The 10,912-nt window shown below is 46.2% G+C and carries 9 protein-coding genes; 7 read left to right on the top strand and 2 right to left on the bottom strand.

Going from position 1 to position 10,912, the window contains the following annotated elements:
- Positions 1 to 264: 264 nt before the first annotated feature.
- Together CGC65_RS23075 and CGC65_RS23070 are read right to left on the bottom strand one after the other, a co-directional pair.
- The gene (locus tag CGC65_RS23075; RefSeq protein ID WP_002568689.1) at positions 265 to 1,737 is read right to left on the bottom strand and encodes a GntR family transcriptional regulator; all 1,473 of its coding nucleotides are present in this window, start codon (positions 1,735 to 1,737) and stop codon (positions 265 to 267) included.
- A 464-nt stretch (positions 1,738 to 2,201) separates the two neighbouring features.
- Positions 2,202 to 3,464: a Glu/Leu/Phe/Val family dehydrogenase gene (locus tag CGC65_RS23070; protein WP_002568688.1), complete on the bottom strand. Its 1,263-nt coding sequence runs from the start codon at positions 3,462 to 3,464 to the stop codon at positions 2,202 to 2,204.
- 181 nt (positions 3,465 to 3,645) lie between these two features.
- Between CGC65_RS23070 and CGC65_RS23065 the strand changes: the two genes are divergently transcribed.
- The 7 genes from CGC65_RS23065 to CGC65_RS23035 all read left to right on the top strand — a co-directional run bounded on the left by CGC65_RS23065 (position 3,646) and on the right by CGC65_RS23035 (position 10,726).
- Positions 3,646 to 4,341 (top strand): GntR family transcriptional regulator, encoded by a 696-nt coding sequence (locus CGC65_RS23065; RefSeq protein WP_002568687.1) that lies wholly within the window; start codon positions 3,646 to 3,648, stop codon positions 4,339 to 4,341.
- A gap of 103 nt (positions 4,342 to 4,444) precedes the next feature.
- Complete coding sequence (locus tag CGC65_RS23060; protein ID WP_002568686.1) at positions 4,445 to 5,776, top strand: aminotransferase family protein; 1,332 nt, start codon at positions 4,445 to 4,447, stop codon at positions 5,774 to 5,776.
- Positions 5,777 to 5,794: 18 nt separating this feature from the next.
- On the top strand, positions 5,795 to 6,277 hold the full coding sequence (locus CGC65_RS23055; protein WP_002568685.1) for a TRAP transporter small permease: 483 nt from the start codon (positions 5,795 to 5,797) through the stop codon (positions 6,275 to 6,277).
- Positions 6,278 to 7,567, top strand: coding sequence for a TRAP transporter large permease (locus CGC65_RS23050; protein ID WP_007036014.1), 1,290 nt, complete (start codon positions 6,278 to 6,280; stop codon positions 7,565 to 7,567).
- 66 nt (positions 7,568 to 7,633) lie between these two features.
- Entirely contained in the window at positions 7,634 to 8,707 is a 1,074-nt protein-coding gene (locus CGC65_RS23045; RefSeq protein ID WP_002568683.1) for a TRAP transporter substrate-binding protein, read from the top strand.
- Positions 8,708 to 8,780: 73 nt separating this feature from the next.
- Positions 8,781 to 10,127: a four-carbon acid sugar kinase family protein gene (locus tag CGC65_RS23040; RefSeq protein ID WP_002568682.1), complete on the top strand. Its 1,347-nt coding sequence runs from the start codon at positions 8,781 to 8,783 to the stop codon at positions 10,125 to 10,127.
- Between the two features lie 2 nt (positions 10,128 to 10,129).
- On the top strand, positions 10,130 to 10,726 hold the full coding sequence (locus CGC65_RS23035; protein ID WP_002568681.1) for a class II aldolase/adducin family protein: 597 nt from the start codon (positions 10,130 to 10,132) through the stop codon (positions 10,724 to 10,726).
- Positions 10,727 to 10,912 lie beyond the last annotated feature (186 nt).

The raw sequence follows: 10,912 nt of genomic DNA, 5'->3' as shown, positions 1-10,912 counted from the left end.
ATTTTACTTGCTATTGGAGGATGACAGTTCCGTTCCAGAAACAATTATCATCAATAAAAGGTTCCATCATATCTTCCGCACAGCAGTGCAGAATATTACAGGGATTATTACGAGTAATGGAGTATGAATTTACAGAGCCGGAAATTTACGGAATTGACTATATAGATGATAAAGATAGGATATAATGGCGGCAGCTGCTTCAGATGAAAAGGGAGCTGCTTCCGCCATGGACAGTTCCAGTTTAAAAATCGCGTGGGATGGCTGTTATTTCCACAACGCGCTACCATCATAGACAGCCATCGCAGAATCATAGTAGCCTAAGTTCTTACATTTTTCAGTTACATAATCGTAGATATACCGAAATGCTTTAGCGGTCCCGTTTGAGAAATCTTCCTGCCTTCCTGCGTAAAGCTGATTCAGTGCAGTGACACATTGCTCATACAGTTCATAGTCTTCAGCAGTTTTTTCTGTTTCGCGCAAGGCAGGAATACTTCTGCCTATCCCCAGATTTTGCCGTAAAAGTATATAGATAGCATTGAGTGAACCATCCCCGGTATGCTTAACTATAAGATTCAGAAGGAATGAAGGAGTAAGCATATATCGGTGGTCTTCATTCCAGCAGCGCTTAATTTCACTCATTGCCTCCTCAATTTCTTTCTGTGAGATATGTTCGGCAGCATAGGCGGAAACACCCTCAATCGTCAAGGCCAGCAAATCCAAAGTATCCAGATAACGGCGGACATGACATGCGATTAAGTGGGGAGGTATTTCGATTTTCTTTAGGGCCTGTATATCCATCATTACGAAGATCCCTTTACTACGGACTGCTTTTACAACACCCCACTCCTGCAAAATCTGTATTGCTTTAAGAGTAGTATCCACACTCACATTATAAAGTTTCTGCAATTCATTATGAGTTGGGAGCTTGTCTCCTGGCTGGTAACGTCCCATGGTGATAAGACCCAAAAGATCCATATAAACAGCTGAATATCTTACTTCTTCTCTTAGTAAGAGCTTTTCCAGCTGCTTTCTGCCAAGTACAGCCGCGGAGTCCACAGGAACATCGAAGGCAGGTTCGCTTCCATATGTGAGCCCGTACATTCCGGACAGGTCATCGAAATGGACACTATCAGTATCCCCTCTGTTTTCAATAACCCTCATCAGCTCCTGCATTTGTTCATAAAACCTGGTCCTGATTTCTAAATTGTCTTGCAGAGGTCTTAACCCCGCAAGCCCCAGACTATCCATTACACGCAGGCTTAAATCATTTTCATTTCGTCTGATAAAAAACCTCTGAAACTGTTTGGCTAACCGCCAGAACTCTGCGGAGTTATTAATATCCATATTTTCCACGATTTTCCGGGGAATTATAAAGTCTTCTTGTCTGCAGAGAGCAATTCCATTTTCAATCAATGGATACCCCAATAAAACTCCTGTTTTTAGAACCTCATCGGTAATTGAGGTATCTACTCTCTTCAATGCAAGATTTATCATTGGACGCCTGGTTTGCTGATGGAAACTTACAACGGGACGCTTTCTTTGGTGTGTCTCAATCAATCCATTTTCCTTCAGCATGGATAACACGCGGCGGATGGTTTTAGCCGATGTTCCAAATTCCCTGCATAAATTATCCCGTGATGGAAGTTTGGTGCCAGCGGGTAACACTCCGGATTCAATCCGGTCCTTTAATATTTCATATATTCTTTCATACATCAAGCCATCGTATATCAAGCCCATTTTCGTCTCTCCTAATAATACTAAAAGTTTAATATATGGTTGGGCAATCGGTGTGAATGACGCACAGTGTTCAAAAGTTTGAAACCTTTACCGCCTGATCCAGATGCGATAACCCCATAGAAACTCTATTATAAACACAAAGACAGATTACTTCCTGGTTTTTACCCCGTATTATATGACAATTATAGGACAAGATTCTGGTATTTGCAATTAAAACGGTATTTATGGTTTCGGGATTGGGGGCTTTATAATCTGTCCATTATATAGCCGGGCTGTATCTGTGAGGAAATACAGAGTCCCATATTGGCAGCAATCACACCTTCATGGGAGTGCTAAAGCCCGCGTAAAGATGCTGTGTCACGGCCGGCATCGGTATCGCCCTATCCCCCGGGGACGGGGCAAATTTTGAGGATTTATACCAGCAGGCTGACCGCGCCCTTTATGATGTAATAAGAATGCCCATATTAAGGCCAGATTCCTCTCAGTTTTTTCGTATCTATTACCCTTTTGACAGCAATGAGGTAAGCCGCCTTGCGCAGGGAAATACGGCGTATTTTTGCAGTTTCCCAAACATCAGAGAAAGCGGCACCCATCTTTTCCTCCAGGGTTTGGTTCACCTTTTTTTCGGTCCACCACATTTCCTGGATATTCTGCACCCATTCAAAATAGGAGACAACCACACCGCCCGCATTGGCCAGGATATCAGGAACAATGAGGATTCCCTTATCATGCAGGAGGGCATCGGCTTCCATGGACACCGGGCCGTTGGCAGCTTCCACGATGTATTGGGCATGGATTGTTTCCAGATTGGTACGGTTGATTTGATTCTCCAGGGCAGCGGGAATCAGAAATGTTACAGGAAGTGCCAGCAGCTTATCATTGGACAGGAAGGTCACAGAGCTGTCTTTGACCGCATATTCCTTAAGCAGAGCTCCGGATTTGCAGAATTCCAGAATCTTTACTATCGGAAGACCACTTTCACAGAATACTCCTCCTGAGACATCGCTTACAGCCAGGATACGGACGCCGGATTCATACAGAAGCCGGGCTGTGGTACTTCCAACATTACCAAATCCCTGAATGGCGGCGGTACAGGATGAGATATCCAGGTCCAGAGCGCGAATCAAATTATGTACAGTGAACATCACACCCCGCCCCGTGGCTTCTTTTCGGCCAACAGCTCCGCCCAGCTCCAAGGGCTTTCCTGTCACGACACCCGGTATACAGTGACCGTTCAGCATGCTGTAGGTATCCATAATCCAACCCATGACAATTGGATTGGTTCCTACATCCGGTGCCGGTATATCCTGCTGCGGACCAATGATGGGAGCTATCATGGAAGTATAGCGGCGGGTAAGTCTGCGAAGCTCATGAATACTCAGAGTGGACGGGTCCACCTTGATACCGCCTTTTCCTCCGCCAAAGGGAATGTCCACTACCGCGGACTTAAAGGTCATCCAGGCAGCTAATGCTTTTACCTCATTTATGTTGACATCCTGGTGGTAGCGGATTCCTCCTTTGGCAGGGCCGCGTGACGTGGAATGCTGCACACGGTAGCCTTCAAAAACCTGGATGGATCCATCATCCATCTCAATGGGTATGGCTACCTTAAGTTCTCTCTCAGGATAGGCCAGGGCGATATAATCATCCCGCTCATACCCACACGCTTTCGCACAATCCTCGATAATCTGGAGCACATCCTGATAAGGGTCATATGTGTCTGACATTCGTATCCTCCTTTCATGAATAAGAAATGTAAAATGTAAAATTTCAGATTTTATAAAAATTATATTCTGATAAGTATTGTTTGTCAAGTATGAGATGTAAAAATATTTAGTTGACAAACATCCAATATTGCATTATTATAAATTTACAAACTAAAATTTTAGATATCAGTAAGCGAGGAACATGTTTAATAAAGTAAAATACAGCAGCTTGAATGAGCTGATATATGAAGAGATTAAAGCGAAAATAATTAATAATGAGCTCAAGCCCAATGAGAAGCTGGATGTGGATTTCCTGAGTAATTCTCTGGGAGTCAGCCGTACCCCGGTGACCAATGCCCTGAAATCTCTGAATAAGGATGGGTATGTTATCATTAATCCCAGAAGCGGAAGCTATGTAAGGGAGCTGAGCAAGGAGGAACTAAGCTGCATTTTTAATTTCCGCGAGGCACTGGAGAGCCAGGTAATACGGGAGGTCATAAGTATTGCGGACATGCAGGTGCTTGACGGTTTTGGAGATGAATTCAGGAAACTTCTGAATATTGAACCAGATGGGGGATTGGATGCCAAGAAGCGGCTGGTAGAGGATTTTTTTGACATAGAAATGAGATTCCACGAATACCTGATTGATTTATGTCCAAAAATCATAGGGGATGAAATCAAGAATCTGATTGATTTGACGAAACGGATACGCATACTCCATATTACATACAATGTGAATAGTGCGCCGCTGGAAAAATTTCATTATGAAATCAAGATACACTGCCAACTGATTGAGGCATTAAGGCAGCATCTGCTGGATAAGTGCATTGAGTTAATTGCACAGGATATCCGTAATACAAAGAATGAAATTATGGATTGCTTTGATGAGATTAATTAAATAAAATTACAAAAATGTAAATATGCATGAGACAGAATTTACATTTTTGTTTTTACACAATGTGAAATTTTAGATTTAACATTTCAAGGAGGTAAAGGTAGGTATGAGTAATGTATTCTATGCGAATCTGGACAAGAAGTACAAGTGTGTAGAAAGGGCAGAGGGGTCCTGGGTTTATGACACGGACGGAAAAAAATATCTGGACTGTGCGGCCGGGATAGCAGTTACCAATATTGGCCAGGGTATAAAAGAGGTTATTGACGCCATGTATCAGCAGGCTTCCAATGTTTCCTATGTGTATGGCGGAACTTTTACCAGCGAGGCGAAGGAGCGTCTGTCCCATCAGATTATTGAACTGTCACCTGAAGGTATGGATAAGGTATTTTTCTGCTCCGGAGGTTCCGAGGCCGTGGAATCCATGGGCAAGATTGCGAGGCAGTACCAGATAGAGGCAGGCAGACCGGGAAAATATAAAATTATCAGCCGCTGGCAGAGCTACCATGGAAATACAATCGCTACCCTGACATATGGAGGAAGGCCATCCTGGAGGGAGAAATATGATAATTACCTGATGAAGATGCCCCATATCGCACAGTGTAATTGTTACCGCTGTCCATACGGGCTGTCGTATCCGGAATGCGGGCTGCCCTGTGCCGAGGAGCTGGAACGCATTATTAAATATGAGGGTCCGGATACGGTGGCGGCATTTCTGATAGAGCCTATTGTGGGAACCACATCCTGTGCTACCATGCCTCCCATAGAATATATGAAGCGAATTCGGGAAATCTGTGATAAATACAACGTTCTGTTTTGTGTGGACGAGGTTATTACCGGCTTTGGAAGGACTGGAAAGAATTTTGCTATGGACCATTTTGGCGTTGTGCCGGATCTGATCAGCGTGGCCAAAGGTCTGGGAGGCGGATATGTGCCCATTGGAGCGGTCATTGCTCATAAGAAGGTGGTGGACGCGTTTGAGAAGGGCAGTAAAAATCTGATACATAGCTTTACGTTTGCCGGGAATCCTCTGGTCTGTGCAGGAGCCAGCGCAGTTCTTTCCTATACCGTAAATAACAACCTGGTGGAGAGGGCGGCAAAAGAAGGGGAAGTATTCCTGGGAAAATTAAAGGAAGCCTTAGGTGATTCACCGTTGATTGGAGATATACGAGGGGTCGGTATGCTGATTGGTGTTGAACTGGTGATGGACCGGGAGAAGAAAGAGCCCTTTGACCCGGAGAAAAATGTGTCCGGCTTTTTAGCGGGATACTGTTTTGACCATGGGCTGTTAATCAGTTCAGGCGTGACAGGGACCGCAGATGGCATTGCAGGGGAAGCGCTGCAGATTTCCCCGCCCTTGATTCTGGATGAGGAGGAGATGGACTTTGCAGTGGATATCCTGAAAACGGCTGTGCTGGAGGCAGAGCACAGGTTTCTGTAATGGTAAGGAGGAGCGGATATGAAAAAGTTCCATTTTGACCTGATAGTTTCTTCTGTTGTATTGGTGGCAATGATTGTTGTAATCCTTATACAAATCATTTTCCGGCTTATGGGCAATCCTCTGTCATGGACCGAGGAAGTGGCCCGCTGGATGCTTGTGTGGGCTACATTTGCCGGTGCCAGCTATGCTTTTAAAAACGGCGGTCTGATCCGGGTGGATTTCTTTGTAAAAAAGCTGTTTAAGAAAAAGGGAAGAAGGATTACTGATATTGCCGCCATGATGTTTATGATTGTGTACTTCGGCCTGTTGGGGGTATCTGCGGCTTCATATATGAAAATGACAATCAGTAAAGGACAGACATACCCGATTACACAAGTACCTTATGCAATCACGCTCATCTCTCTGGTATACTGTGGCTTGTCCTGCTGTATTTTTGCAGTGAAGGAAGGCTTGAAGGCATACCACAGTACAGATACACAAGAGGAAGGGGGAAATGCATAAATGTCTTCTTTGACCGTAACCTTAATTTTGTTTTCACTTCTGCTGCTTTTACTGTTTCTGAACGTCCCTCTGGTTGTCTCCATAGGACTGCCTACCGCACTTATAATGCTTGGCAGTGGGATGAAGGTGGCCACATTAGCCCAGAGAACGTATGCTTCTGTTGACTCCTTTACTCTTATGGCTATCCCCTTCTTCATGCTGGCCGGAAAGCTGATGGAGGTGGGGGGAATGTCCAAACGAATCGTGCGTTTGGCAGATTGCCTGGTGGGCTGGATGGCAGGAGGTCTGGCCCATGTAATCGTGGTAGCCTCTGCATTTTTCGGCGCACTGTCCGGCTCTGCCGCAGCGACCACAGCAGCTATCGGTTCCACATTGATTCCAGAGATGAAGAAGCGCGGATATCCTGCGGATTTTGTAGCTGGTATCCAGGCGGTTGCAGGCGCTTTGGGTGTTATTATCCCGCCCAGTATTACCATGATTATGTACGGTGTCTGCTCATCCACGTCCATCGGTAAGCTGTTCATGGCCGGGATCGTTCCGGGAATTGTGCTGGCCCTTTTCTTGATGGTAACAATCGCATACCAGGCAAAAAAGAGAAAAATCAGCCAGATGAACACATTCACCTTTAAGGAGCTGGGGACGGCGTTTCTGGACGCAATACCAGCACTTCTGGTGCCGACTATCATTCTGGGGGGCATTTACGGAGGTATTTTCACGCCTACAGAAGCCGGTGCGGTGGCAGCCACCTACGGATTTTTAGCGGGAGCTTTCTGGTATAAGGAAATAAATTTACAAAATATTGGAAATATTATGGGCGGCGCTATCGTGAATACGGTTCTTGTCATGATCGTGGTAGGCGCGTCCGGCGCATTCAGCTGGCTGCTGACCAGCGCAGGTGTATCCAGCCTTCTGGGGAAAGCCATCAGCGCCATTGCCGGCAATAAGTATATCTTCCTGTTGGTAGCAAATCTGATATTCATTTTTATTGGCATGTTCATAGAATCTGTAGCGGGTATTCTGATAGTTACTCCTATATTACTGCCGATTGCGACCTCCCTGGGGGTGGACCCGGTCCACTTTGGGATTATAATGGTAGTAAATCTGGCGCTGGGTCTTACGACACCGCCAGTAGGGGAAAACCAATATATTGCAGCAGCCATTGCGGAGATTCCTTTTGAGGAGGAGGTAAAGGCGTCCATCCCATTTCTGATTGCGGGTTTCGCTGCCCTTGCAGTCATCACATATGTGGAACCACTCTCTCTCTGGCTTCCGGGCATCTTGGGAATGTAACTATGTTGCTGGAAATGTAACTGTGTGGCACCGTTCAATGTTTAATTAGAATAGGAGGATTAAGGTTTGAAGAAACAATTGATTTCAATGGTTCTTATGGCTGCAATGACAGTATCCATGCTGACAGGCTGCAAAACGGCTGGAGGAAAAAAGGCAGAGGCACCGTCCTCTGGGAATCAGGCAGCGGCTGAGGCAAAGACAGAAGATGAGGAAAAAGCATCTGAAGGCGGAGAGGACTATTCTTACCACTGGAAACTGGCAACCACAGAGAGCAGTGATTACTATATGACCCAGCTCTCACAGGAATTCCTGGATATTGTGGAGGAAAAGACAGGCGGAAAGGTGACAGGGGAGGTATTTGCATCCGGACAGCTGGGAGGGCTGGTGGATGCCCTGGAAGGCCTGGAAATGGGAAATATTGATATTGTTATGGATGGTGTCAGTTCCCTGAGCGCTGTGGATGATATTTTCAATGTATGGTGTCTCCCCTTCCTGTATGACAACAAGGAACATCAATACAGGTTCTGGGATAATCATTTTGACGAGGTATCCGATATGGTGGCAGAGCAGAGCGGCTTCCGTCTGGTGTCTGTTATTGATGGAATGAACCGGGAATTGGCCAGCACGGTTCCGGTTGAATCCATGGCCGACCTGAAGGGGCTTAAGATACGCGTGCCCAATATCCCCGGCTATGTGAGAATCTGGGAATGCCTTGGCGCGGCCCCAATTCCCATGTCCTTAAGCGAGGTGTACACATCCATTCAGACCGGTGTGGTACAGGGGCAGGAAAATGATATTGCGCTGACCCTCAGCCTGAAGTTTTACGAGGTTGCGCCGTACTGTGTTATGACCGACCATGTTGCTTACGAAGGCTCTTTCTATTTTAATGAGGAAGAATATCAGTCCTATCCGGATGAGCTGAAACAGATTATTCAGGAGGCCGGTGAGGAAATCAAGTTAAAGAGCCGCAGCATCATAAAAGAACAGGAAACGGAATGTATGAAGCAGATTGAGGATATGGGGGTAACTATATGCCGGCCGGATTTGGAGGAGTTTAAGAAGGCAACGGCCGTTATGTATGATGAGTATGATATGTGCGCGCCCATCATTGAACTTGTGGATAAAGCAAGAAATGAATAGAAATCAGGTGTATAGAGTCCGTAAGCTTGCGGGCTCTATATTTAACAAAAAACAATGAGCGGAGGGTGAGAGTATGAAAAATAAATTTTATATTGGCTGTGTTGCGGATGATTTTACAGGAGCAGGTGATGTGGCATCCTTTTTTGTAAAAGCAGGACTCGTGACTGTCCTGTACAATGGGATTCCTGATGACAGTCATACAGTGGCTGAGGGGACCCAGGCCGTTGTAATTGCGTTAAAATCCAGAACCCAGGACAGGGAGCAGGCGGTAGCTGATTCCCTCCGGGCATTTGGGTGGCTGCTTCAGGAGGGCGCCCGGAAGCTGTATTTTAAATACTGTTCTACCTTTGATTCCACTAAGGAAGGGAACATTGGACCGGTGGCGGATGCCGTGATGGAAAAGTTTGGTTACCCATATACAATACTGTGTCCCGCGCTTCCGGTCAATGGAAGGACAGTAGAGAAAGGAAAGCTTTATGTCAATGGTGTCCTTTTGGAGGAAAGCTCCATGCGGAATCATCCCCTGACTCCCATGCGGGAGTCGGAACTTGGACGGCTGATTGAAATGCAGAGCCGGTATAAAGGAATCAGCATGGCGGGAAAGACGAAAGAACAATGGAAAAAGGAACAGGAAACTCTATGCAGGCAGGAAGGGCATTGCTATCTGATACCGGATTATTATGAGGAATCTCATGGAAAGGAGATTGCCCGGGAGTTTTGCGATATTATATTTTATACCGGTGGTTCCGGGCTTGCAGAGCATGTGGGAAGGCTGTTGGCAGAGAAAGCCATGGCTGACCGGGATGCAGATGTGGATGTGAGCGGAGAAGCATGCGGTAAAGAGGAAGCATGTGGCAGAGAGAAAGTGTGTGATAAAGAGGAAGAATATGGAAAAGAGAAGGCATGCAGCAGGCAGGAAGCCTTACTTCTGGCAGGGAGTTGTTCTGAGGCAACGCTGAGACAGATTCGCAGTTATGAAAAAGGCGGGTATCCGTGCTATAGGATAGATGCGGGGCGTGTTCTTAGAGGAGAGGAAACAGCAGAGCATGTATGGAATATTGTTAAGATGCATCCGGGTGAAAATATGTTAGTATACAGCTCGGACAGCCCGGAGCAGGTGAGAAAGATTCAGGAAGAAGGAAAAGAAAAAATTTCCTTTATGCTGGAGCAGCTGACGGCAGAACTGGCGGCAAGGGCAGCAGGAAGCGGGTACCGAAGGCTTATCGTGGCAGGCGGTGAGACATCAGGCGCGGTTATCCAGCGCCTGGGATACCAAGGGTTCTGGATTGGCCACAGCATCGCGCCAGGTGTACCGGTGATGGTTCCACTGGAGGATACCAGAATGCGTCTGGTACTGAAATCAGGAAATTTTGGCCAGGAGGATTTTTTTAGCCGGGCAGTGAAGGAATTGGAGGGATAGATATGGATATCATCACAGAGCGTCAGTTGGAGACAGCAGTAGAGATTGCACATTCCCTGTTTGAAAGGGGAAAGGTGAGCGGATCAACTGCAAACATCAGTATCAGGATAGGGGATTTTATCTATATTTCCGGAAGCGGTACCAGCTTTGGAACTCTGGAAAAAGAACAGTTCTCTACACTTTTGCTGGATGGTACACACGTGGAGGGGATAAAACCCAGCAAGGAATATCCGCTTCACGCTATGATTTACCGGTACAAGCCGGAAATGAAAGGGGTGGTACATACACACAGTTTTTATTCTGTCCTGTGGTCCTGTCTGGAACATGAAAAGAAAACAGATGTGATACCGGCCTACACTCCGTACCTTAAAATGAAAGTGGGAACCGTAGGGATAATCCCCTATGCAAAGCCGGGAAGCCAGGAGCTTTTTGGCTATATGGAAGAACGGATAATGAATAGTGATGCTTATCTTCTGAAACAGCATGGTCCTGTAGTGGCAGGCAGGACGATTCTTGATGCCTTTTACGGCTTGGAGGAACTGGAGGAAAGCGCTAAGACAGCATGGTATCTGAGAGGGGAACATGTTCAGGAATGCTGAGAAATCATTATGGAGCAATTTATTGAGCCGGTCAATGGAATGAGAAATGAATTGAGAGGGGGCAGATGACAAAAATGTGAAATTCTCCAATGAAAAGGCAAGGAGGGGAGGGCGGGAATCTTCCGAATATTCCCGCCCTGGGAGCGCGTTTTTATTCTCAAAGAAAACTTAGACCTGCCTGTGGTG

Origin of the sequence: Enterocloster bolteae, assembly GCF_002234575.2 — a bacterium.
GTDB classification, from domain to species: domain Bacteria; phylum Bacillota; class Clostridia; order Lachnospirales; family Lachnospiraceae; genus Enterocloster; species Enterocloster bolteae.
This window is presented reverse-complemented; position numbering and strand designations above follow the sequence as displayed.

Excerpts from the sequence above, each read along its gene's own strand:
- CGC65_RS23070 (WP_002568688.1), bottom strand. The coding sequence starts at position 3,464 with ATGTCAGACACATATGACCCTTATCAGGATGTGCTCCAGATTATCGAG.
- CGC65_RS23035 (WP_002568681.1), top strand. The coding sequence starts at position 10,130 with ATGGATATCATCACAGAGCGTCAGTTGGAGACAGCAGTAGAGATTGCA.
- CGC65_RS23040 (WP_002568682.1), top strand. The coding sequence starts at position 8,781 with ATGAAAAATAAATTTTATATTGGCTGTGTTGCGGATGATTTTACAGGA.
- CGC65_RS23050 (WP_007036014.1), top strand. The coding sequence starts at position 6,278 with ATGTCTTCTTTGACCGTAACCTTAATTTTGTTTTCACTTCTGCTGCTT.
- CGC65_RS23065 (WP_002568687.1), top strand. The coding sequence starts at position 3,646 with ATGTTTAATAAAGTAAAATACAGCAGCTTGAATGAGCTGATATATGAA.
- CGC65_RS23075 (WP_002568689.1), bottom strand. The coding sequence starts at position 1,737 with ATGGGCTTGATATACGATGGCTTGATGTATGAAAGAATATATGAAATA.
- CGC65_RS23060 (WP_002568686.1), top strand. The coding sequence starts at position 4,445 with ATGAGTAATGTATTCTATGCGAATCTGGACAAGAAGTACAAGTGTGTA.
- CGC65_RS23055 (WP_002568685.1), top strand. The coding sequence starts at position 5,795 with ATGAAAAAGTTCCATTTTGACCTGATAGTTTCTTCTGTTGTATTGGTG.